This window comes from Micromonospora sp. WMMC250 (assembly GCF_027460215.1).
Taxonomy (GTDB): Bacteria; Actinomycetota; Actinomycetes; order Mycobacteriales; family Micromonosporaceae; genus Micromonospora; species Micromonospora taraxaci.
In genome coordinates this window covers 1,662,777-1,686,436 of sequence record NZ_JAPZBJ010000002.1, presented here as the reverse complement: position 1 = coordinate 1,686,436, position 23,660 = coordinate 1,662,777, and the positions used below count along the sequence as shown (strand labels likewise).

General features: G+C 70.8%; 17 protein-coding genes. 10 read left to right on the top strand and 7 right to left on the bottom strand.

Translation table 11 applies throughout. The features are described from left to right. Positions 1-30: 30 nt before the first annotated feature. Together O3438_RS07290 and O3438_RS07285 are read right to left on the bottom strand one after the other, a co-directional pair. Positions 31-1,047 carry a phosphotransferase family protein gene (locus O3438_RS07290; protein ID WP_269679206.1) on the bottom strand — a complete coding sequence of 339 codons (1,017 nt, stop codon included), beginning with the start codon at positions 1,045-1,047 and terminating at the stop codon, positions 31-33. Beyond that, positions 1,044-2,117 carry a LacI family DNA-binding transcriptional regulator gene (locus O3438_RS07285; RefSeq protein ID WP_269679205.1) on the bottom strand — a complete coding sequence of 358 codons (1,074 nt, stop codon included), beginning with the start codon at positions 2,115-2,117 and terminating at the stop codon, positions 1,044-1,046. The genes O3438_RS07290 and O3438_RS07285 overlap by 4 nt, the downstream gene beginning before the upstream one ends. A 93-nt stretch (positions 2,118-2,210) precedes the next feature. On the opposite strand from O3438_RS07285, the gene O3438_RS07280 reads away from it, so the two are divergent. From O3438_RS07280 to O3438_RS07240, 9 genes are all read left to right on the top strand, one after another. Further along, positions 2,211-2,555 (top strand): cupin domain-containing protein, encoded by a 345-nt coding sequence (locus O3438_RS07280; protein WP_269679204.1) that lies wholly within the window; start codon positions 2,211-2,213, stop codon positions 2,553-2,555. Next, the gene (locus O3438_RS07275) at positions 2,548-3,264 is read left to right on the top strand and encodes a cupin domain-containing protein (protein WP_269679203.1); all 717 of its coding nucleotides are present in this window, start codon (positions 2,548-2,550) and stop codon (positions 3,262-3,264) included. Before O3438_RS07280 ends, O3438_RS07275 begins: the two co-directional genes overlap by 8 nt. Before the next feature lie 276 nt (positions 3,265-3,540). Next, positions 3,541-4,500, top strand: coding sequence for an ABC transporter permease (locus tag O3438_RS07270; protein ID WP_269679202.1), 960 nt, complete (start codon positions 3,541-3,543; stop codon positions 4,498-4,500). A gap of 23 nt (positions 4,501-4,523) precedes the next feature. Beyond that, positions 4,524-5,528, top strand: a complete 1,005-nt coding sequence (locus tag O3438_RS07265; protein ID WP_269679201.1) for an ABC transporter substrate-binding protein — start codon at positions 4,524-4,526, stop codon at positions 5,526-5,528. 43 nt (positions 5,529-5,571) lie between these two features. Beyond that, positions 5,572-6,327, top strand: coding sequence for an ABC transporter ATP-binding protein (locus tag O3438_RS07260; RefSeq protein WP_442929708.1), 756 nt, complete (start codon positions 5,572-5,574; stop codon positions 6,325-6,327). A gap of 38 nt (positions 6,328-6,365) precedes the next feature. Then, positions 6,366-7,517: a Gfo/Idh/MocA family protein gene (locus O3438_RS07255; RefSeq protein ID WP_269679199.1), complete on the top strand. Its 1,152-nt coding sequence runs from the start codon at positions 6,366-6,368 to the stop codon at positions 7,515-7,517. Then, entirely contained in the window at positions 7,514-8,689 is a 1,176-nt protein-coding gene (locus tag O3438_RS07250) for a dihydrodipicolinate synthase family protein (RefSeq protein WP_269679198.1), read from the top strand. Before O3438_RS07255 ends, O3438_RS07250 begins: the two co-directional genes overlap by 4 nt. A gap of 140 nt (positions 8,690-8,829) precedes the next feature. Further along, a complete protein-coding gene (locus O3438_RS07245; RefSeq protein WP_269679197.1) occupies positions 8,830-9,669 on the top strand; it encodes a sugar phosphate isomerase/epimerase family protein in 840 nt (279 codons plus the stop codon). After that, the gene (locus O3438_RS07240; protein WP_269679196.1) at positions 9,662-10,822 is read left to right on the top strand and encodes a hypothetical protein; all 1,161 of its coding nucleotides are present in this window, start codon (positions 9,662-9,664) and stop codon (positions 10,820-10,822) included. Before O3438_RS07245 ends, O3438_RS07240 begins: the two co-directional genes overlap by 8 nt. A gap of 6 nt (positions 10,823-10,828) precedes the next feature. On the opposite strand, the gene O3438_RS07235 is transcribed toward O3438_RS07240, so the two are convergent. Together O3438_RS07235 and O3438_RS07230 are read right to left on the bottom strand one after the other, a co-directional pair. Next, complete coding sequence (locus O3438_RS07235) at positions 10,829-11,410, bottom strand: GNAT family N-acetyltransferase (protein ID WP_269679195.1); 582 nt, start codon at positions 11,408-11,410, stop codon at positions 10,829-10,831. Between the two features lie 170 nt (positions 11,411-11,580). Next, positions 11,581-12,543, bottom strand: coding sequence for a DUF4034 domain-containing protein (locus tag O3438_RS07230; RefSeq protein WP_269679194.1), 963 nt, complete (start codon positions 12,541-12,543; stop codon positions 11,581-11,583). 286 nt (positions 12,544-12,829) lie between these two features. Between O3438_RS07230 and O3438_RS07225 the strand changes: the two genes are divergently transcribed. Next, positions 12,830-15,910 (top strand): S8 family peptidase, encoded by a 3,081-nt coding sequence (locus tag O3438_RS07225; RefSeq protein WP_269679193.1) that lies wholly within the window; start codon positions 12,830-12,832, stop codon positions 15,908-15,910. Between the two features lie 184 nt (positions 15,911-16,094). Here the strand turns inward: O3438_RS07225 and O3438_RS07220 are convergent, their stop codons facing one another. From O3438_RS07220 to O3438_RS07210, 3 genes are all read right to left on the bottom strand, one after another. Continuing rightward, positions 16,095-19,337 (bottom strand): caspase, EACC1-associated type, encoded by a 3,243-nt coding sequence (locus O3438_RS07220; RefSeq protein ID WP_269679192.1) that lies wholly within the window; start codon positions 19,335-19,337, stop codon positions 16,095-16,097. A gap of 5 nt (positions 19,338-19,342) precedes the next feature. Continuing rightward, positions 19,343-19,723: a hypothetical protein gene (locus O3438_RS07215; protein ID WP_269679191.1), complete on the bottom strand. Its 381-nt coding sequence runs from the start codon at positions 19,721-19,723 to the stop codon at positions 19,343-19,345. A gap of 458 nt (positions 19,724-20,181) precedes the next feature. Next, positions 20,182-23,643, bottom strand: coding sequence for a ThuA domain-containing protein (locus O3438_RS07210; RefSeq protein ID WP_269679190.1), 3,462 nt, complete (start codon positions 23,641-23,643; stop codon positions 20,182-20,184). Between the last annotated feature and the right edge of the window lie 17 nt (positions 23,644-23,660).

Sequence of the window (23,660 nt, the reverse complement as noted above, 5' to 3'; positions counted from 1 at the left end):
AGCCGCGAACAATCGGTTATCCCCGGGCGCCTACAAGGCGAGCGCGGCGATCTCCGCGTCCAGCAGTTCCGCCAGTCGGGCGTGCCGCCCGGGGTGGGTCTGTGCCGTCATGCCGCGGCTGGGCATCTCCACTGTCATCAGCAGGTAGAGGTGCAACCGGTACAGACCCAGGCGGGTACGCGCCGAGGTGTCCAGCAGCAGCGGCTCCGCGGCGGCGGCGCGGTAGCCGCGCAGCAACGGATGCTCCGGCGTGTCCTCGACGCGCCGGAAGAGCAGCGGCGAGACCAGGTCCAGCAGCGGATCGCCGTAGAGGAACCGCTCGCCGTCCACCAGGCCACGCAGCCGCAGCCGGCCGTCCGCGTCGGGCGCGGCCAGCACGTTGCCGTCCCAGCAGTCGAAGTGCAGCAGCGCCGGGCGACGCACCTCGTCCAGCACGTCGGCGTGCCGCTCCACCAGCGCGTGCAGGCGCTCGGGCGGGAACGGCAGCCGGACGTCCCAGTCGGACGCGTCGGCGAGCAGCGCGTCGAGCATCGCCGTGAACGCGGCCCGCCAGGTTGGCCCGGAAGGCCGGTCGCCGTCGTAGCCGAACCGGTCGCCGGTGACCCTGTGCAACGCGGCGAGGGCCGCCCCGAGGTCGTGGCGTGCCGGGCCGTCGTCGACCACGGCGCCGCCGTCGGCCAGGTCGGACAGCGACCGGCCGGGCAGCATCGTGGTGACCAACCACTCGCCGTACGCCGGGTCGACGCCGTGATGCAGCACGACGGGCGTCGGCACCTGAGGGGCACGCTCGGCGACGAGCCGGAAGTAGTCGGCCTCGGCCACGCAGAGCCCACGCTCGTAGCGCAGCAGCGGCGTCCCGGCCGGCGGCGCCAGCTTCAGAACCACCCGGCGGTCGTCGTCGAGCAACGCCCACCAGACCGTCGCGTATCCACCTCCGGTCAGTGGACCGGTGTCCCGCACCCGGGCGCGTGGCCCGAACGACGCGCCGACCAGATGCCGCACGTCGGCGCTGGTGATGCGCCGTTGGGTCGGGCTGCCCCCGGTCACGTCGCCGCGTCCCCCCGCCGCGGGTGCGGCGTCGAGCCGGCGGTGGCACGGACGGAGGGTGGGACGGGCCCGGCGGTGTCCCGGCGGATCAACTCGGCGGGGAGCACCTCGACCCGGGGCGTCGGTGCCCCGACACCGAGCACCAGGGACATCGCGCGCGCCCCCATGTCGACGAGAGGCAGTCGCACTGTGGTCAGCGCCGGCGTCACGTCCCGGGCGATCGGCATGTCGTCGAAGCCCACCACCGAGGTCTGCTGCGGCACGGCCAGCCCGCGCGCTCGCAGGGTGGCGAGCGCGCCGATGGCCATCGAGTCGTTGAGCGCCACGATCGCGGTCAGCTCCGGGTCGGCGTCGAGGAGTCGGGCGGTCGCCTCCGCGCCCCCGTCGCGGTCGAACTCCGCGTACCGGATGCGCCGTTCGGGCAGCTCGCGGCCCTGTTCGGTGAGGGCCTGGCGGAGACCGGCCAACCGGTCGGTCGTGGTTGTCAGGATCCGTGGGCCGGCGACGACGCCGATCGCCCGGTGCCCCAGCCCGCACAGCTCCCGGCCGGCCAGGTAGCCGCCGGTCCGGTTGTCCGGCATCACCGCGTCGCCGGAGTGCTCGTGCCGGCCGATCACCGCGACCCGCCCGCCGGTGGCCTCGTACGCGGCGAGCTTCTCGTTGAGCTGCCGGGTGAACGCCTCGTCGTGGTAGCCGGAGCCGGCCAGGATCAACGCCGCCACCTGGTGGCCGCGCAGCAGCTCCACGTACTCCAACTCACGGTCCGGGTCCCGGTAGCTGTTGCAGATCATCAGCAGTCGGCCCTGGTCGGTGGCGACGCGTTGCAGACCGCGGGTGATCTCGGCGAAGTACGGGTCGGAGACGTCGTGCACGATCACGCCCACCGCGCTGCGGTGTGAGCGGGCCAGCAGTTGGGCGTGCGCGTTCGGCACGTACTGCAACTCGGCGACGGCGGCGAGCACCCGCTCGCGCAGCTCGTCGGTGACCGGTTTGCTGCTGCCGTTGATGACACGGGAGGCGGTGGCGGGTGAGACGCCCGCCCGGCGCGCCACATCGGACAGGGTCGCCATGGCCCGCCCCCTCGATCTGTTGACGGCGTTTCGTCGTGCCGGCTAGCGTCACGGTACCGCAGAGAAAGCCCTTTCCCGCAGGGAGGCCCGGCCGTGTCCGACAGCTTCGCGGTACTCCAACTCGACGAACTTCCCGCCAGACGCTGCTCGTGTGGGACCACCCGCCGAGGCTTCATCGCCGAGAGCGACGGCCAGGCCAGCGTGCACCTGCTCCAGGTGCAGGACGCGGTCACCCACCACCACCGGGTCGCCACCGAGTACTACATCGTGCTCGCCGGTGAGGGCGAGGTCGAGTTGGACGGCGTTCGCCATCCGGCCCGACCGATGTCCGCGTTCCTGATCAAGCCGGGATGCCGGCACCGGGCCATCGGCGACCTGACCGTGCTGCTGGTGTCGCTGCCGGCGGCGGACGACACCGACGAGTACTTCGATGAATGACCGGTCGGCCCCGCTGCCCGGTGGGATCGGGGTTTCCCGGCTGCGCGTCTACGACACGCTCGCCCCGGACGGGCTGGTCGGCGGCACCCCGCACGTGCACCTGTGCTGCACCGAGGGGTACGTGGTGACCGGCGGCGAGGGCGCGGTGCAGACAGTGACCGCCGCCGGCTTCCGGGAGACGCCACTGCGGCCGGGGGCTGTGGTCTGGTTCGAGCCCGGCACCGTGCACCGCCTGGTCAACGGGGGAGGGCTGACCATCGTGGTGCTCATGCAGAACAGCGGGTTACCCGAGGCCGGTGACGCGATCCTGACCTTCCCGCCCGACGTGCTGGCCGACCCGGCCGCGTACGCCGCCGCGGCGGCACTTCCCGACGGGGGAGCGCCGGGCGCGGACGTGCGGGCCGCGTACCGCCGACGTGATCTGGCGGTGACCGGGTTCCAGGCGCTGCGGTCCGGCGGGCCGACGGCGTTGGCCGCCTTCCACGCCGCGGCGGTCGCGCTACGCGAGCCGCTGCTGGCGCGATGGCGGCAGCGTTGGGAGTCCGGCGCGGGCCGGGCGGCCGCCGACACCGGCGCCCACCTCGACGCTCTGGAGCGGGGGGATCCCCGGCACCTGGGCGAGGCCGGCGTGTACGCGGTGGACGAGCCGGTCGAGCGGGGTCGGCTGGGCATGTGCGGCCTGCTCGACACCTACCCGGCGGCCTCCTGACGGTCGGCTCGCGCCACCGAGTCCAGGTTGGACCGGTGGGTGATCCACTCGGTTTCACTGCGATCGGGGTGTCCGAAGGTCGCTGACAGCCCGGTTCGCAGGAAGCCGAGTCGATCTCGGGGCGGCGGGAGCCGACTGGCTCGGCAATCGACGAATAGATCGAGGAAAGGCCTTGCCTGGCATCGAGGTGCCCGCCTACGCTCCAGGAAAGCGTTTGCCTGATCCGCCGACCGGCCCACCCCCGCGTGCCGTGCCGGGCCCCCGAGGAGGTTCCGCGTGACCGAGAACTCTCTGGACACGGCGGGCCGGCACGCCGCCGCCGACCAGGCGGGTGGTGAACGGGCGGCCGATTCTCCGTCGTCGCCCGGGTCGGCCGACGCCGGCAGCGCGCGACCGTCCAGCATGGTCGGCACGGCCGCTGGCCGTCCACCACGACCCACGCTGGGTCGCCGGGCGGCGGCCTTCGCCGACTCTCTCTGGCGTCCGGCGCTGGTGCTCGCGGTCCTGTTCGCCGCCTGGTGGTTCGTGGCCGCCCAGGAGTACGTCCCGAACTACCTGGTGCCCACACCCGGCCAGGTCTGGGAGACGATGACCGGGCAGTGGTCCGAACTGGCCCGACACACACTGGTCACCCTGTACGAGACGGTGCTCGGCTTCGTGCTGGCCGCCGCGCTGGGCCTGGCGACCGCTGTCGCCATCGCGTACTCCCGCACCCTGGACAAGGCGCTCTACCCGATCGTCCTGTTCGCACAGGTCATCCCGAAGATCGCCATCGCGCCACTGCTGGTGGTCTGGTTCGGCCTCGGCCTCACCCCGAAGATCATCCTGGCGGTGCTCATCGCGTTCTTCCCGGTGGTCATCTCCGGCGTGGCCGGCCTGCGCTCCACCGACCCTGAGCTGCTCGACCTGGCCGCCACGATGGGTGCCGGGCCGTGGCGCACCTTCCGCAAGATCCGCTTCCCGAACGCGTTGCCGCACCTCATGGCCGGTCTCAAGGTGGCGGTCACCCTCGCGGTGGTCGGTGCCGTGGTCGGCGAGTTCGTCGGCGCCAGCGAAGGGCTCGGCTACGTCCTGTTGCTGGCCAACGGCAACCTCGACGCCCCGCTGCTGTTCGCCGACCTGATCCTGATGTCCGCCATCGGCATCGTCCTGTTCGTCCTGGTCGAGATCGCCGAGGCACTGCTCATCCCGTGGCACGCCAGCCGCCGCGCCGGCGTGTCCCTGACCACCTCCTGACCGACCCCATCACGGAGGCACCGATGAAACGCACCGCCACCACCATCCTGGTCACCGCCGCCCTCCTGTTCGCCGCCACCGGCTGCGGTGGGGACGACTCCGCCGGCACCACCGGCGCGGACGGCAAGAAGCAGGTCACCCTGACCCTGAACTGGGTGCCCTACGGCGAGCACGCGCCGTTCTACTACGGCCTGCAGAACGGCTACTACTCCGCCGAGGGCATCGACCTGAAGATCCTGCCGGGCAACGGCTCGGGTAACACGGTCAAGCAGGTCGCCCAGAAGCAGACCGACTTCGGCTGGGCGGACAGCCCCGTGCTACTCAAGTCGGTGGCCACCGGCATGCCGGTGCGCAGCCTCGGCGCGTACCTGGAGAAGGGGCCCTCCTCGGTGGAGTTCTTCTCCGAGGAGACCATCAAGACCCCGGCGGATCTCAAGGGCAAGACCGTCGGGGGCACTCCCGGCGACGCCCTCTACGCGACCTTCCCGGCCTGGCTGGAGAAGAACGGCCTGAAGAAGGACGACGTCAAGGTCGTCAACGTCGACGCCGCCGGCAAGATCGCCGCCCTGGCCGAGGGCAAGGTCGACGCCATCATGGGCTTCTTCCACGACCAGGCGCCCACCATCGAGAGCAAGACCGGCAAGAAGGTCGACGTCCTGCTCTTCGCCGACTACGGGATGAACCTGCTCGGCACCGGCCTGATCGCCAACACCCAGACCCTGCAGAAGGACCCGGAGTTGGCCCGCAAGTTCGTCAAGGCCACCCAGAAGTCCTGGGCCGAAGCCGCCCGCGACCCGGCCGGCGCGGTGACCGCGATGGCAGCGCTCGCCGAGAACGAGCCGGCGCCCGAGGTGCTCACCAAGCAACTCACCCTCGTGTTGCCTCTGCTCGGCGGTGAAGGACCGCCCGGGGTGAACACCGAGGAACAGTGGACCGAGACCATCGACCTGATGTCCCGCTACGCGGAGCTGAAGGACCCGGGCGCGCCAAACGCGTACTGGGATTCCTCGTACGCGAAGCAGGGGTGACCCGGTGACCGCCGCGCCGGCAGCCACCGGCACCGCCATCGGGATGTCCGGGGTGACCGTACGGTTCACGTCCCGGCGGTCCCAGACCACCGCCCTGGACGACGTGTCGCTGGACATCGAGCCCGGCGAGTTCGTGACGATCGTCGGCCCGTCCGGCTGCGGCAAGTCCACCCTCCTGAAGATCGTCGCCGGGTTGGTCACTCCGACCAGCGGCGCGGTGTCGCTGTTGCGGCGCCCGGTCCGGGGCCCGCAGAAGGAGATCGGCTTCGTCTTCCAGAAGGCCGCGCTGCTGGAGTGGCGCGGCGCCCGGGCCAACATCCTGCTCCAGGCCGAGATGCGCGGCATGGATCGGGCCCAGGCGTCCCGCCGGGCTGACGAGCTGATCGAGATGACCGGCCTGACCGGCTTCGAGAAGGCACTGCCACACGAGTTGTCCGGCGGCATGCAGCAGCGGGTGGCGCTCTGTCGCGCGCTGCTGCACTCCCCGCCGGTGCTGCTGATGGACGAGCCGTTCGGCGCGCTGGACGCGTTGACCCGGGAGCAGATGAACGCCGAACTGCACCGGATCTGGCGGGAGACCGGCACCACCGTCGTGCTGGTCACCCACTCCATCGCCGAGGCGGTCTTCCTCGGCACCCGGGTCGTGGTGATGAGCCCCCGGCCCGGCCGGATCATCCGCACCTTCCCGGTCGACCTGCCGGCGCACCGCGACTACGCGTCGGTGATGTCGGATCCCCGTTTCGACCGGCTCGCCACCGACCTGCGTGGGTTGCTCGGCAGCGCGGCCGCCAACCACTGAGCGCGGATCGGCACGACCAGCACGACGGAAGGAACACCATGACCCGCAGGTCGATCGGCATCATCGTCAACGGTGTGACCGGAAGGATGGGTTACCGCCAGCACCTCGTCCGGTCCTTGCTGGCCATCCGTGAGTCCGGCGGCGTGACGCTGGCCGACGGCACGACCGTCTGGCCGGAGCCGGTCCTGGTCGGGCGTAACGAGACGAAGCTCCGCGAGATCGCCGAGCGGCACGGGCTCACCGACTGGACCACCGACCTGACCTCCGCGCTGGCCCGCGACGACCTCGAGATCTACTTCGACGCGCAGGTCACCCAGCAGCGCGAGAAGGCGATCCGGCAGGCAATTGAGGCCGGCAAGCACATCTACACGGAGAAGCCCCTCGCCGAGGACACCGCTGCGGCGCTCGACCTGGCCCGGGCGGCGGACGCGGCCGGCGTACGCACCGGCGTCGTGCAGGACAAGCTCTTCCTGCCGGGTCTGCGCAAGCTCAAGCGCCTCGTCGACGGCGGCTTCTTCGGCCGGATCCTCTCCGTTCGCGGCGAGTTCGGCTACTGGGTGTTCGAAGGTGACTGGCAGCCCGCCCAGCGGCCGTCGTGGAACTACCGGGCCGAGGACGGCGGCGGCATCGTGGTCGACATGTTCCCGCACTGGCACTACGTGCTGGAGGAACTGTTCGGCCGGGTGCGGGCGGTGTCCTGCGTGACCGCCACCCACGTCCCCGAGCGCGTCGACGAGGCCGGTCAGGCGTATCCGGCCACCGCCGACGACGCCGCGTACGCCGTCTTCGAACTCGACGGCGGGATCATCGCGCAGATCAACTCGTCCTGGAACGTGCGGGTGTACCGCGACGAGCTGGTGGAGTTCCAGGTCGACGGCACCGAGGGCAGCGCGGTGGCCGGGCTGCGCAACTGCCGGGTGCAGCACCGGGCGGTCACGCCGAAGCCGGTGTGGAACCCGGACCTGCCCGCCACCGAGGACTTCCGGGCCCAGTGGGCCGAGGTGCCCGACAACGAGGAGTTCGACAACGGCTTCAAGGTGCAGTGGGAGGCGTACCTGCGGCACGTCGTCGCCGGTGAGCCGTTCCGCTGGGACTTCCTGGCCGGGGCGCGCGGCGTCCAACTCGCCGAGTTGGGGCTGCGCTCCGCCCGCGAGGGTGCTCGGGTCGAGGTGCCGGAGGTGCGCTCATGACGGCCGAGGTGGTGCCACCGGTGACGGCCGAGGTGGTGCTGCCGGGCGGCCGGCGGCACCGGCTCACCGGAGGCGGCGGCTTCGCCCGTCCGGCCGCGCCGGCGACCAGCCGGATCGCGTACGCCGCCGCGCACGTGGTCGCCGACCCGACGGCGGAGAACGTGCCGGGTGCCCCGGCGGCCGTCGACTGGGACACCACCCTCGCCTTCCGGCGGCACCTCTGGTCGTACGGGCTGGGGGTCGCCGAGGCGATGGACACCGCGCAGCGGGGGATGGGGCTGGACTACCCGGCCACCCGGGAGTTGATCCGCCGCAGCGCCGCCGAGGCCCGAGCGGTGGGCGGCCGGATCGTCGCCGGGGTCGGCACGGACCAGCTGCCGGCCGGTCCGGCGACACTGGCGGCGGTCACCGCCGCGTACCTCGAACAGCTCGCCGACGTCCGCGCGGCCGGCGCCCGCCCGGTGCTGATGTGCAGCCGGCACCTGGCCGCCGCGGCGCGCGGGCCGGAAGACTACCTCCGGGTGTACGACCAGCTGCTGAGCGCCGTCGACGAGCCGGTGGTGCTGCACTGGCTGGGCCCGATGTTCGACCCGGCGTTGACCGGGTACTGGGGTGCCGCCGACCTGGACCTGGCCGCCGACACGGTCGTGGAGCTGATCAAGGCCCACCAGTCGAGTGTGGACGGCATCAAGGTGTCGCTGCTGGACGCCGACCGGGAGGTCGCGCTGCGCCGCCGGCTCCCCGCCGGGGTGCGCCTCTACACGGGTGACGACTTCCACTACCCGGAGCTGATCCGGGGCGACGAGGTGGGTCACTCCGACGCGCTGCTCGGGGTGTTCGCGGCCATCGCGCCGGCCGCCGCCGCCGCGTTCGCGGCCCTGGACCGGGGGGACCTGGCCGCGTACGACGAGATCTTCGCACCGACCGTGCCGCTGGCCCGGCAGCTGTTCGCGGCCCCGACCTGGCACTACAAGACGGGGATCGTGTTCCTGGCCTGGCTGGCCGGGCACCAGGACCACTTCACCATGGTCGGCGGAGCGCAGTCCGGCCGGTCCCCGGCGCACCTGGCGACCCTGCTCACCCTGGCCGACGCGGCCGGGCTGCTGCCGGACGCCGACCTGGCGGCGGCCCGGGCGCGGGCGTTCTTCACAGTCGCGGGGGTGGCCCAGTGAGCGCGAGGAGTGAGCCGGGTTTGCGAGCCCCGCAGTCGGGAGCGAAGACCAGCTCAGTGAGCGCGAGGAGTGAGCCGGGTTTGCGAGCCCCGCAGTCGGGAGCGAAGACCAGCTCAGTGAGCGCGAGGAGTGAGCCGGGTTTGCGAGCCCCGCAGTCGGGAGCGAAGACCAGCTCGGCGGGTCTCGCGCGCTTCTCGTTCAACCAGGCCACCGCCCAGCGTTGGCCGCTGCCGGACGTGGTGGCCGGCTGCGTGGCGGCCGGGGTGCCGGGCATCGGGTTGTGGCGCGAGCCGGTCGCCGAGTACGGGTTGGCCCGGTCGGCGAAGCTGGTCCGCGACGCGGGTCTCACCGTCACCTCGCTGTGCCGGGGTGGTTTCTTCTCCGCCGACGGCTGGCGCGCGGAGAACCTGCGGGCCATCGAGGAGGCGGCCACACTGGGCGCCCCGGAGTTGGTGCTGGTGTCCGGTGGGCTGCCGCCCGGCAGCCGGGATATCGACGGCGCCCGGCAGCGGGTCGCCGACGCGATCGGGGAGTTGGCCCCGCACGCCGAGGCCGCCGGGGTGCGGCTGGCGATCGAGCCGCTGCACCCGATGTTCGCCGCCGACCGCTGCGTGATCGCCACCCTGGGCCAGGCGCTCGACATCGCCGAGCGGTTCGACCCGTCGGTGGTCGGCGTTGTCGTGGACGCGTACCACGTCTGGTGGGACGACACGGTGTACGCGCAGATCGCGCGGGCCGGCGAGTGGATCGCCGCGTTCCAGGTCTGCGACTGGGTGACGCCGCTGCCGGAGGGGGTGCTGCTCGGCCGGGCGCTGCCGGGCGACGGGTGCATCGAGTTGCGCCGGTTGCGCGAGGCGGTGGACGCGGCCGGTTACGTCGGCCCGATCGAGGTGGAGGTCTTCTCCGCCGAGGTGTGGGCGCGCCCGGGTGCCGAGGTGCTGGACGCGGCGGTGGCCGGCTACCTGCGCCACGTTGTCTGAAACTGCCGAACGGCGCTGGCCGGCGGCGGTCGGCGCGTGGCTGGGCATCGGCACCGCACCTGCCACGCTGGTGCTCGGCGCGGCGATGGCCGCCCGGCACGGCGGGGCGGTGCCGGTGGCGGGTCTGCTGGTCGGCGGAGCGCTGATGGCGGCACTGCTCTGGGGGCAGGGCCGCATCGGTCTGCGTCGGCCGCTCGGCGACGGTGGGACGCTGACCGCGGTGCTGCCCGCGTACCTGGGGAACACCTCGCGGGTGCTGCTGGCGGCGGTGCTGACCGTGTCGATGGTCGGGTGGAACGGGTTCAACGTCGGGCTCGGCGGTGCATCGCTGGCGGCGTTGACGCACCTGCCGGGCTGGGCCGGGCCGGCCCTGTTGGAGGTGGCGGTCCTCGCCGTCTCCTGGGCGCCGGCCCGACTCGGCAACCGGATCGCGGTGGTCACCACGCTCAGCGCGGTGGTGCTGGTCGGTTGGTGCCTGGCCGTGCTGCCGCCGCCCGGCGCGCCCGTCCGGCTCGCCTTCGGTGGGTTCGCGGACGCCGCCGCGCTGATCGGCTACGCGGCGGTGTTCGCGTTGCGTGCACCCGACTTCAGCGTCGGCCTCGCCCGCCGGCGGGACCTGCTCTGGTGCGTGGGGCTGCTGATCGGGCCGGCGCTGCTCGGGGTGATCGCCGGTGCCGGCCTGTGGCTGCGCACCGGCGAGGCCGACGTGGTCGCGCTGCTCGCCGCCGGATCGGGCCTGGCCGCGTACGCGAATCTGTTCGTCGCGGTGGCGGTCTTCGCCGCCGCGCTGACCACCACGTACTCCGGTTCGTTGGCGTTGCGCGGCCTGGTGCCCCGGGTGCCGGCGCGGGCGGCGATGCTCGCCGTCGCGGTGCTCGGTGGGCTGCTGGCGGTGGCGCGCTTCGACCGCCTGGTGTTGCCCTGGCTGACGCTGCTGGCCGCCGCGCTGCCGGTGCTGGTGGTGCCGATGGCGACCGAGGCCGCCGCCCGTCGGCGCGGTCGCGCGCCGCGGACCGTGCCGGCCTGGTGCTGGGTGCCGCCGGCGCTGTCGGCGGTGGCCTGCACGGTCGCCGGTGTGGGTGTAGCGCCGCTGCTCGGGCTGGGCCTGGCCGGGGTGTGCACGGTGGTCTGGCGGTGCCGGGGCGCTCGGTGATGTCGGTCAGGAGTTGCCGCGGTGGTCAGCCCACTCGTGCTCCAGGATGGACATGTCGTGGGCGTCGACCCAGTCGCCGTCGAAGCACAGGGCGTGGCGTCGGGTGCCCTCGTGGACGAAGCCGATCTTCTCGTAGACGTGTCGGGCGCGGGGATTGAAGTCGAAGACCTCCAACCCCACCCGATGCATCCCCACCTGGTCGAAGGCGTAGCCGAGCACGAGCCGGGCGGCCTCGGTGCCCAGTCCACGACCGCGGCCCTCCGGCCCGACCATGGTGCGGAAGTTGACGCTGCGGGCGTCGGGGTCCCACGAGTTGAGCACGACCTCGCCGACGACGCGATCGGTGGCCTTGTCCACGACGACCAGGTCGAGTCGGTCGTCGGCGGCGCCCCGTGAGCCGTACCAGTCGCGGCTGCGCTCCAACGGTGGGGGCACTCCCAGATCCGCGCTGCTGGTCACACTGCCGGTCAGACGGGCCACGTCGGGATCAGCCATGACCGCGGTCATGGCTTCGGCGTCGTCGGCGGTCGGCGGCCGCAGCGTGACCAGGTTGCCGGTCAGGGTCGGCTTGTGGCTGAGATCGATCATCGGGTTCTCCCCGTGGACTCCCGGATGTCACGGCCTGGCCGCCTGACCCTAGCCGGTCGAGGTCGGTGGTGAGCAACCACATATCTGCCGGCGCGGGCGGTCGCCCGGTCGCCGACCGAGACACCGGTCGGGGTCGTTGAAGTGGCGGGCGCAGGTCAGGCACCACTCGCTCAGGCGGCACCTCGGTTCGTGGCCACCCAGTCGCGGGAGGCGGTGAACTTCTCCACCGGATCGCCGAGGACCTGCCACGGCCACTCGGTGACCATCCCGTCGAGCAACGCGAACGCGTGCGCGGCCGCGTCGAACTCCTCCGCCAGCTCGAAGGTCAGGGCGAAGATGGCCAGCCGAGGCGCCCAGCCGGGACCGGCGGGAACGTAGTCTGGGTGGAAGATCGAGCTCTCCGCCGCGGCGAGAAGCTCGGCGCGGACCTCGTCCGAATCGAAGTAGGCGTTGCCGTCCTCGATGTCGGTGGCCTCCCACCTCTCGAAGTGGGCGACGGCCACCAACTCGTGCAGGAGGCTGAAAGGCCCGGCCGCAGCCGCCGCACCCCGGGCGAAGTCGAACATCTCCTCGTGACTGCCGGACCACTTGGCGCACAGATACTGCAACCGCTGCTCGTGCGCGACCACGTGCCCCGGGTGGAGTCGAGTCACCGCCTCGAAGCGCTCTCGGGCCTCCGCCGCCCCGACTCCCAGGCCGCGGGCGCTGGTGACCAGCCAGGCCCGGGCGGTCACGTTGTCGGGTTCGCGGGCGAGCACCTTCTCCAACAACGATTCGGCGTAGTGCAGCCGCTCGTGGAACCCCTTGAACTGCTCAGCGGTGGTGTACTTCGCCCGCTTACCGCCGCGCGCGTCCCACGCCCAGTGCACCGCGTGACAGCCGGCGACCAGCACCGGCAACGTCGAGTCGGGCTCGGCGTCGATCCATTCGCCGATCCAGTCCTGAATCCCGTCGACACCGCCGACCGCCTCCATGAGGAAGGCCATCTCGTCCGGGTCGGCGGCCATGGTGAGCAGTTCCCGCGCGAACTTCCACCGGCGCTTCTCCAACGCGCGGATCAGGGCCTTGCGGTGCGGGTCACCGTAGGTCGGGTCCAGGGCCGGTGCCTTGGACCGCTTCAGGAATCCCCACATGCCACCAAACCTCCGTGTCACACGTCACGATGGACGCCGATACTAAATGATCATGAGTGACCACTGCGGAGCGCGGGTGGGCGCCGTCGGCGGGGGGCGCTGCTCAGGCGGCATCGGCAAAACATGATCTAGGCGTGGCCGGCGGAACGTGATCTTATACGCACCAGCGATCCGAAACACTCTCCGAATCCCCGATTAACCGTCGGCGGCTTAGGTGGGGGAGCGCTCCCATGAGCGGGTCGCGATCGGAACAGTGCTCCACAAAGGAGCCATCGAAAGGAGCCTCGTGGCAACCAGCACGAGCGGAAACAGGGTGCGAAGACTAGCAATACCGACGCTGGTCCTCGCCCTGGTCACCGGAACCACCGGCGTCGCGGGATCGGCGTCGGCGGCACCCGCAGGACCGTCAGGTGGCGGCAGCGCCGGCTACTTCACCGCCGGGTCCGACAAGAAGGTCACCCTGACCGACGGCGCCGACCGCCGGCCGGGTGGTAGGAAGGCTGCCGACCCAAAGGCCGCTGGGGACGAGACCCGTCCCGGCATGTACATCGTCGAGCTGGCCGAGGAGCCCCTGACCTCGTACGCCGGCGGCTCGGCCGGGCTGGCGCGGACCCGCCCGCAGGCGGGTGACCGGCTGGACGTGACCTCGGCACCGGCACGGGCCTACCGCGGTCACCTCGACGCCCAGCGCAGCGCCGTCGCCGCCGCCGCGAAGGTGCAGGTCACCGCCTCGTACACCACCGCGTTCAACGGGTTCTCCGCGAAGCTGACCGCCCAGCAGGTGACCGCGTTGCGGGCGGACAAGCGCGTCCGCGCCGTCACCGCCTCACGGGCGCTCGGCACCCCGACGCCTCCGCCGACCGCCCCGGCCCCCGGCGCCCCGGCCCTGCCGACTCCTGGCGAGTCGGACCAACCGGCAGGAGTGGATGCCGCCGGCAAGCCGGACAAGCCCGGTAAGCCCGGCAAGCCCGGCCCCGGTACCGGCGCGGGCATGGTCATCGGTGTCCTGGACACCGGCATCTGGCCGGAGAGCGCGTCGTTCGCCAAGAAGATGCCCGCACCGGCGAACTGGCGCGGCACCTGCCAGACCGGTGTGGCCTTCGTCGCCGAGCACTGCAACGGCAAGATCGTCGGCGCGCGGTACTTCGCCGACTCGTGGCTGGCGTACGGCGGCACGGTGCCCGACGGTGAGTTCCTGTCCCCCCGCGACCTGTCCGGGCACGGCACGCACACCGCCTCCACCGCCGCCGGTCTGCCGCTGCCGAACGTCACGATCGACGGCCGCCGCTTCGGCCCGGTCTCCGGGGTTGCCCCGGACGCCCAGATCGCCGTCTACAAGGTGCTCTGGGGTGGCATGGGCTACGACGCCGACATCATCGCCGGCATCGACGCCGCTGTGGCCGACGGTGTGCAGGTCATCAACTTCTCGATCGGCTCCCAGCTCGGCGACTGGGAGGCCAACACGCCCATCGGCATCGCGTTCCTCAACGCCACGCTGGCCGGGGTCTTCGTGGCGGCGTCGGCGGGTAACACCGGCATCGTGAGCGGGGCGATCAGCAACGCGGCGCCGTGGGTGACCACCGTCGGGGCGGCGGTGACGAAGCTCGACGAGGCGACGGTCAAGCTGGGCGACGGCACGAAGCTCGTCGGCGGTTCGCTGGACGCCCTGCCCGGCGGCGACTCGCGGCCGATGGTCTTCGGCGATCAGGCCGGCTCGCCCGATCTGGGCGCTGTCTACTGTGAGCCCGGCAGCCTCGACCCGGCCAAGATCAAGGGCAAGGTCGTCGCCTGCGCGCTGTCCGACATGTTCGGCTCCGCCGCCGAGATCAAGGGCAAGGGCGGCGCGGCGATGGTGGTGTTCGACCCGGTCGGCAACTACCGGATCAACTCCATCTTCAACTTCCCGGTGGTCTACCTGCCGACCGAGAAGCAGGCCGGCTCGCTCTTCAACTACCTGATGCGCCACCCCACCGACGCGAAGGTCTCCCTGCGCAGCGGCGGTGACGGATCCAGCGTCCCCGGCCTGCCCAGCGTGGCGGACTTCTCCTCCACCGGCCCGGACAAGGTCACCCTCGGCGTCTTCAAGCCGGACCTCGTCGCGCCGGGGTCGAACATCATCGCCGCGGTCTCGCCGGCGGGCAACTTCGGGCGGAACTACGACGCGTACTCCGGCACCTCGATGGCCTCGCCGTACGTGGCCGGCGCAGCAGCGATCCTGCGCGCCACCCACCCGGAGTGGTCACCCGGCACCGTCGCCTCCGCGCTGCGGACCACCGCCACCGACACCGTCGGTACCAGCGACCCCCTGGAGCAGGGCAGCGGGTTCATCAACCTGGCCAAGGCCACCGACCCAGGCCTGGTCATCCAACCGACGGCGGCGGAACTGGTCACGTTCAGCGAGACGACCCAGCCCGACGGCCAGGAACTCAACCTGCCGGCCATCTCGTTGCGCGAGTACGACGGCACCCGGCCGGTGACCGTCACCCGCACCCTGACCAACGTCGGTAAGGCGAAGGAGACCTACCGTTCGTCGGTGTCCGGCCTGCCCGGCATGAAGGTCACCGTGTCCCCGGCATCGGTGACGCTCGCGCCCGGTCAGTCCGCGACGGTGACCATCACCGTGCGTCGGGGCAGCGCACCCTGGGACCGCTACGTGACCGGCTCGATCACCTGGCAGGGCAAGGCGCACAGCGCCCGGATCCCAGTCGCCGCCCGCCCGTGGGGCATCACCCCCCGGCCGTACGCCGACGACGGCGAGGAGTTCGGCCGGATGACCAACGGTGCGTTCGGCTCGCTCCAGCCCGGCTTCACCGGACCGTTCGCCGGCCGCAGCACCGGTTACACGCCGATGCGGCGGACGTCGTACTCGATGCCGGCCGGCGTCTACGGCGGCGTGTTCGACCCGAAGGCCACCGGAGTGAAGACTGTCGACTTCACGGTGCCGGCGAACACCGCAGGCATCGTGGTCGAGACCACCACCGACGACCCGAACACGAACCTCGACCTGTACCTGTACAAGGGCGACGAGCTGATCTACAGCAGCGACAGGTACTGGACCAGCGCGGAGCAGGCCTACAAGTTCCTGCCCGAGCCGGGGCGCTACACCGCGTACGTGTTCGCGCAGTACCCCGGTGGTCCGGTCGTCGACTTCCAGCTCGGGCACGCCGTCATCAGCCGAAACGCCACGTACGCGGGTGCCACGCTGGAGGCACCCGCCACCGTGGAGCGCGGGATGACGTACGGGTTCACGCTGAAGCCGAAGAAGCCGCTGGCCGACGGCGACTTCTGGGCGTACACCGAGTGGAACACCAACGGCGCCGTCATTCCCGGCAACCTCGTCTACACGCAGCAGAGTTCCTGGGAGTAAGCGTTCGACCGGGCGGGGGCGGTGCCGATGGGGCACCGCCCCCGCCCGGCACCACCGGCCCCGGGAGGCGGTAGGGCGGTGTCCGGACACGCCGACGAGCGGGTTTCTGGTGTCGAATGCGTCAGGCATCAACCGCCACGGGATTGTCGGGCTGGCGTTGCGACGGCCTCTGGTAGGTGGGTGGTTACGACCTGGTCTCGGCGAGATACGCGGCGACGGCCTCGGCCGCCTGGCGTTCCCAGTCCTCTACCGGGTGGTTGGCCGCGGCGTAGGGCGGCAGGTTCGGCGGTTGGACGCCGAGGATCCGCAGGAGCGCTTCAGCCTGGGTGAGCCCGTAGCGATCAACGTAGGGTTCACCTTCCGCCCAGGCCTGGGCGTACGCGGCATGGGCGTGAGTGATCGCTTGAGCGGTGTCGCCGAGCGTGTGCCTGAGCTCGGCCAGCGTCTGGTGCGGAGGTTTGCTGACCGATGACAGCCGGTGGGCGACCGCACGGGCATCGTCGTGGCGACCGGACCGGGCGCGTACCTGAGCCAGGGCGAGGAGCGCTTCGGCACCGACGTCTGGGAAGCCGGACTCCCGGGCCATGCGGACCGCTTCTTGTAACGCTTCGGCTGCTTCGGCGGTCTCACCACGTTGCAGGAGCCACTGCCCGCGCAGGTGGTGCAGTTGGCGAACGCCTTTTCGGTTCCGTCCCCGGGCGGCTATGCGCTCGGCCTGGGACAGTGCCTCGCTCGTGAGTTTGCCCTGCGGGAACGCAACGTGTGCAAGGTAGTGGATGTCCGGGGCGCCTGGTCGCATGAGTTTGATGTCTACCTCCCGGTTCATCGGTTCGAGGAGACGCCAGTACCGCTCGGCCTCGGCCCAACGTCCCAGCAGGCCGAGATAAGCCATGGCCATCACTCGAGAGGTCAGCAGTTGCTCCTCTCGGCTCTCGATCGCTCCGGCGAGCTCAAGCGTCAGATTGAAGCAGCGTCCAGCGATGGTGAAGCGGCGCATACGCGTGAGGGCGATGGCAATACTTCTCAAGTCCGTACACATATTGAAGTGGTCGCCAAGTTCGGTCCTGAGTGTCAGGGACACCTTGATGCTTTCTGCTGACTCGTGCTCCAGGCCGAGTTCGCCTAGTGCTATCCCGGCCGACGTCGCGAGACTTGCCAGGAGGGGGGCGCGTACCACCTCCGCCGCCCGGTCCATGGTGAGTATGGGGCGGGTCAGGGCGACCAGTTCGGGATAGGCTTCCAACCGGAACGCCAAGGTCTCGGTCAAGTCGCGAATCAGCTCGGCGGCGTTGTTGAATTGTTCGATCTGGACCGTTGTCCGCGCGACGGTGAGTGCGTCGCGGAGGTCGTCGAGGCTGGTCGCATGCTCGTAGGTGTTGGGTGACTGTTGCGAGAAGTGATCGATGATCTGCTGACCGATGCGGTCCCGTTCGCCTGGCAGCAGGCGGTCCCGGGCGGTGGCGCGCACGACGGGATGCAGGTCCCAACGCCGCGCGTTGCGCTCATACTGCAGCAGCCCGCGACGTTCCAGATCGGTGACGGTCGCGGCCAGGGCCGTCGACGACTGCCGTTTCGGCATTGGTATGGGGTCGTCGGGCCACGCGCCCCCGGTCGGTGGCGGCCGGTGGTCCGAATGCAGCGCCGCCATGGTGGGGTAGTCCACCGCATCGGTGAGGATGCTCAGTGCGGACAGCAGGCGGCGGCTCGCCTCCGGCAACGCGTCGAGCGCTGCTGTGAGGATGTGGTTGCGCTTCCACGGCAGGTCGGGGTCGCCGAGATTGAGCCGGCCACCGAACTCCGGATCGGTCGCCCACCGGTCGAAGTCTCCGCGCGCCGGGAGGTAGTTGTTCACGAGACCGGCGATGATGCCGGCGACCAATGGATGGCAGTCGCAGTGCCGTTGCAGATAGTCCTGGATCCGGTGGCTGTCACCGGTAACGCCACAGCCGCGCAGCATGGCTTCCGCATCGGCCGGACGCAGGCCGGGCAGACGCTCGACGAGCACGCCAGGGATCGGCTGGTTCGCGGCGTTGAGCAGTATCTGTGGCGTCAGCCGGGAGGTGACCAGCACCTTGGACGGCGTGGCGTCGGTCAATTGCTGGAGCAGTTCGTCGTCGACCGGCCGGATCGCGCTGCACGGGTCGCGGTCAGCGAACTCCTCGGAGGTTCCGGCCAGATCGTCCGGAAGTTGGCTGGCGTCATGGCGGTGATAGGCCACCAGAAGCCGTTCCACACCGTCCAGCACCAGAAGCCACGGCCGCGATCGCAGCTGCTCCAGCAGCAACTCGGTCAGCTTCGTCACCTTCATGCCACGGAGGTCGGCGAGAGGGCGGCCGGTCATGTAAGCCACTGCGTGGCGGCAGAAGTCGGCCATCGTGGCGCCGCTGTCGTAGAACGAGTACCAGATCCGGCCCGCCAGGTCCGGGCGCACGATCGGGGCGTACCTGGTGACCCACTGCCAGGTCAGCATGCTCTTGCCGGTGCCGCCGATCGCCTCGAACAACAGGACGGGGTGGGGCTGCGCCGCAGAGGCCCAGTCGTCGAGTGTCTCCAGCTGACCGGCCCGGCCCACGAACGCGTGGGAGCCGAGGTACCGCGGTACCGCGTACAGCTCGGGCGGCGCCGCAATCGCGTCGGCATCTCCGATGCGGGCGGTCGGTGCGTGGGCGCGGCGCGGTCGTGGCAGCCAACGGCGATTGCGGACCCATGGCTGCCGGTCGGCCCACGCCAGGTCGTTGTGGACCGGTTGATGGTCAGGTGGCAGTTGGACGGCGGTCGCCCGCCACACGTGCGCGGGGGTGAACCACTCCGGCCCGTCGGACAGGCCGTCGAGGGCCTGGACGAGCCGGTCAGTGAACAATGTCAGCTCGCCGTCCGGGGGAACGGACGCCTCGGTCGACCCGTCGGCCGCACCGATGAAGTACCAGCCGGCAGCTTCGCCGATCTTTACCGACGCCCCGGGCAGCGCCGCTGCGGCCCGCCCGGAGAAGCAGCAGTCCAGTACCAGCATGCGCTTGTCGGCGCGCGATCCGCCCGCGGCGGCGACCAGCTCGGACACCGGCACCATGGTGGCGCGGGGATGTTGCCGATCGGCGTCGCGCATCGCCAGACACAGCTCGCCACCGGCGGGCTCCGCGTGGCCGACGAAGTACACCAGCAGCATGCCTTGCCGCTTGACCAACTGTCCGGCGTCTGCCACCGTGCGCAGTACGGCGGCCCGGTCAGGATCGATCAGCTCGAACAGCCGCGTTGGTCGAGACACACCCCACACCGACGTGTCCGCCAATTCGGCGGCAAGGCGTCGCACCGACTCCCGGGCCTGCGGCACGGACGGAAAATCCGAGCGTGGATAGTCCGTCACGCCGATGAGGACAGCCACTGACTGGCCCGGATCGAGCCGGCCAACGTCGGCGTCCCACGATGACACCTGAGTCATCGTCGCGGCCAGTCGTCGCCGAGCGCGTCGCGCACGATCTGTTCGACATTCGCGACCGGCCCGGAATACTCAATGTCGACCTGACGGACGCCGTCAGGGAGATCGATCCGGGTCAGCCGCAACTTCGCGTTGCTCTCGGGAAGGCCAGCGCGCACCCGCTGCCGCAGATAGCCGTACAGCGCATTCGCCACGATCCCGAGGCCGACGTTCGTAGCGACGAGTTCCAGCACCTCCGCGGCGCCCAGAGTATGTCTCGGGACGACCGGCCGCCCACGGGCGATCGGCACGTCATCGAAACGCGGATCCTGCCCGAGACTCCTTTCAAGATCGCTCAAGCCCTCATGAACTTCATCGACCCACGACACTTCAATGCGCATGCGCCCTCCGCGTCCTCGATGAATCCTCGCCTGCCGAGCCCGCCACAACGATCGGCCCGTCGCATGGTAAAGACTGACTCCAGGACAGCGACGGTAGCCCATTCGCGGCGAGCGCCCGACCATTCTGACGGTCCGCTCGAGTCGGCTCCGCCGGTGTCGGCCGACATCGCTCACCAATGAGCAGCCACTCGATGCCGGTCCCAGGCGCTGCGCCCTCCGCCGTGGTTACGCCTGGACCGCAAGATGCCCGAGCTTGCGGAGTACCAGCAGTTGGCCGCCCGCCCGTGGGCCCCGGCCCGCCGCCCGCCCGCACGACCAGGCCGCCGCGCACGGCGCCGATGTGTAGAAGCTCCTGTCCGAGGCCGAGGTCAGCTTCCCCTGAGCGCCCGGCTGCGACGCGACCCGCCCTGCGCAGCGGCGACGGGCGGGGTGGACCCCCGCGCGCCGCCGCTCCGCGATCAGTTGACCGTGACGGTCAGGTTGATCGAGCGGGTTTCCCCGCTCGTGTAGGTGGTCGTCACCCGGGCGGTGTAGACGCCCTTGCGGGGGTACGTGTGAGCGATCGACCGCAGCGTCGCCCCGTGGGTGATGGCGCTGTTGTCACCGAAGTCCCACGCGTAGTCGGTGATGCTCTGCCCGGACGGGGCTGTCGCGGTGGCGGTGAGCGTGGTGTTCAGCGTCCCGGTGCCGCTGGCCGGGTTCGCCGCCAGGGACAGCGACCCGCCCGGTTCCTGTTTGACCCCGGCGCCGTTGAACCGCAGCCAGTCCAGTGCGACCAGGTCGGGGGTGCCGCCGGTCTGGGCGGTGTTGACGAACTTCGCGTACAGGGTGGTGGTGCCCGTCGGCTTGTTGGTCAGCGTGACGGTGGGGGAGACCAGGTTGTCCCACCCGCCGGTCGAGGCGATGGCGGCCGTGCCGATCAGCGTGCCGGTCGGTGAGCCGGTGCGCAGTTCGATGGTGCCACCGAGACCGCCGTTGGTCAGCCCGAGGGTCACCGAGCCGATGTTGCGCAGGTCCACCGGCCCGTACGCGACCCAGTCGTTGTGGTCGACGTCGCCGAGCCGCTTGCCGGCGCGGGCGGTGGCCCGCTCGTTGACAGTGACGCCGGACTGGGCGCTGAAGTGCTCGGCCTCCTTGCTCTTGGGCTGCAACTGCACGCGGGTCGAGCCGGTCAGCGCCGGTGCGCCGGCCGCGCCCCCATCGGTGTACTGGGCGGTGATCAGGGTGTAGAGGTTCTGCCCCGGCCCGTGCCCGTCACCGGCGTCCGCCTCGGTGGAGAGCAGCCCCGAGCAGCCGGTGTAGACGTCCAACGGGTGGGCGTGCGAGTCGTGGCCGAGCTGCGTCTGCACGGTCACCTTGCTGCAGTCGACTGTGGTGTCCTCCGGGTCGGTGACCGTCACCGTGAACGGGATCTTGTCGCCGAAGTCGAAGAACCCGCCGTCGGGCACGCTGAGGGTCACCGTGGGTCGGGTGTTGCCGACCACCACGTCGGTGACGGCGGTCGCGGTCAACCCGTTGCCGCTGTTGCGGACGGTCAACCGGGCCGTGTACCTGCCGGCGTTGCTGTAGGTGAAGCTCGGGTTCGCGGCGGTCGAGTCGGTGGTGCCGTCGTTGGTGAAGTCCCAGGCGTAGCTGAGCGCCGTGCCGTCACCCGCCGTCGTGCCCGCCGATGAGAAGCTCACGGTGAGCGGCGCGCGTCCGCTGTCCGGGGTGGCGGCGATCTTCGCGGTCGGTGGTCGGCCGTTCGCCACGTAGTCGATCCGGTAGATGCCCGCCCCGGCGTTGCTGCCGCCGCGACCGCTACCGGTGCCCTCGCCGAAGTCGATGACGTAGAGCGAACCGTCCGGGCCGAACTCCGCCTCGAAGGGCTGGATCCAGCTCATGGTGTCGAAGATGCCGTTGATCGACTGGAGGTCGCCGACGGCGGTCGGCCCGAAGCGCGCGTTGCTGAACGTCTGCGCCGTCTTGTGGAGGGAGAGCGTCTTGAACCACCTGCGCGTCAGCTCATACGTGATCCACTTGCCCTCGAAGTACTCCGGGAACTTGGTGGTGCGGGTGTTGGCCGGGTCGTAGTCGTAGACCGGGCCGCTCATCGGCCCGCCACCGCCGGTGCCCAGCTCCGGGAACTGGGTGGACGCGGAGTACGCGTACCACACCAGCGCCGACTTCGACGCCGGCAGGTTGGTCAGGCCGGTGTTGTTGGGGGAGTTGTTGACCGGTGCTCCGCAGTTGAACTTCGCGCCCGAGGTGTTGGTGGCGAAGTTGTAGTCGTTGAACGGGATGTTGTTGCCCACGCAGTACGGCCAACCGTAGTTGCCAGCCGCGGTGATCCGGTTGAACTCGACGGTCCCCTCCGGGCCGCGGTTGGCGTCGGCGACGCGCGCGTCCGGGCCGTAGTCGGCTACGAGCACCGCGTTGGTCTGCGGCTCGACGGTGATCCGGAACGGGTTGCGCATGCCCATCGCGTAGATCTCCGGCCGGGTCCTCGCGGTGCCGGGGGCGAAGAGGTTGCCGGTGGGCACTGTGTACGTACCGTCGGACTGCGGGGTGATCCGCAGGATCTTGCCGCGCAGGTCGTTGGTGTTGCCGGCGGTGCCCTGGGCGTCCCAGGCGGCGCGGCCGGAGCGCTCGTCGATCGGGGTATAGCCGCTGGAGGCGAACGGGTCGGTGTTGTCGCCGATCGCCGCGTAGAGCCGCCCGGCCCCGTCCATGGCCAGCGAGCCGCCCATGTGCGAGTTGGCCCGGCCCTCACCCCGGTAGGTGGGGATGGTCAGCAGGCGTTTCTCCGAGGAGAGCGCGACGCTGTTGTTGGCGACCGTGAAGCGGGACAGGTTGAGCTGTTTGAGGGTCTTGTCCGACCAGAGGAGGTAGATCCAGCCGTTGCTGGCGAAGTTGCGGTCCAGGGTCATCCCGAGCAGCCCGTCGGACTGGTCGGTCATCGCCGAGGTGTACGCGAAGTCGAGCAGCGTGGTGACCTGGAGCGTGTCCTGGTTGACGACCTTCAACGCGCCGGTGCGCTGGATGTAGTAGACCTTCCGGTCCGGGGCGACGGCCAGTTCGAACGGGTCGGCCAGGTTCTCGGTGACCAGACCCACCCGTTCGAAGTTGCTGGTCTTCGTGGCCGAGCAGTCGCCGGCTACCGCGCCGGCGGCCCACTCGATGCCGTAGCGCAGGTGCTCCAGGAAGGTCGCGCTGCTGAACTGCGAGCTGGCGTGCCCGCCGGCGGTGAACCAGGACCGGCCGCCGTCGTAGCGCTGGCACCAGGAGTACGCGTGGTCGACGCCCTCGTCCAGCCCGTTGATCCCGTCGCGCACCTTGATCTGCGCGAGGGTGTGCACCTTGCCGGTCGGGTTGGTCCGCCAGTTGTACCACTCCTCGCTCTGCTCCCAGAGCTCCGGCAGGTTGCGGGTGGAGGGGTGCGCACGGTCGAGCACCTTGACGCGGCCGGGGAACGTGCCGCCGGTCGAGGAGAAGTCCGGGTGGTAGTCGAAGATCGTGCCGACCAGGCCCTCGTACCACTGCCAGTCGCGTTCGCTGGCCGAGGCGGCGTGCAGGCCGGCCCAGCCGCCGCCGTTGCGGATGAAGGTCTGCAACGCGGCCCGCTGGCTGGCGTTGAGCAGGTCACCCGAGGTGGGGAGCGAGTTGGTGTTGTTGAAGACCAGGGCGTCGAAGGTGGCGAGGTTGGCGTCGGTGAACGCGGCGGCGTCGGTGGTGGCGACGACCTCGAAGTTGTGTGTGGCGCCGAGTTGCTGGATGGCGGCGATGCCAGCCGGGATCGAGTCATGGTAGAAGTTCGTGATCTTGGAGAAGACCAGCACCCGGAAGCGGGGCGCGGCCTCGGCGGGCAGGGCGGTGGTGGTGCTCACCACGGCGACGACGGCGAGCAGGATGAGGCAGAGCGAACGGAGGTTTCGGGGCATGGGGGCGCTCCCTGTCG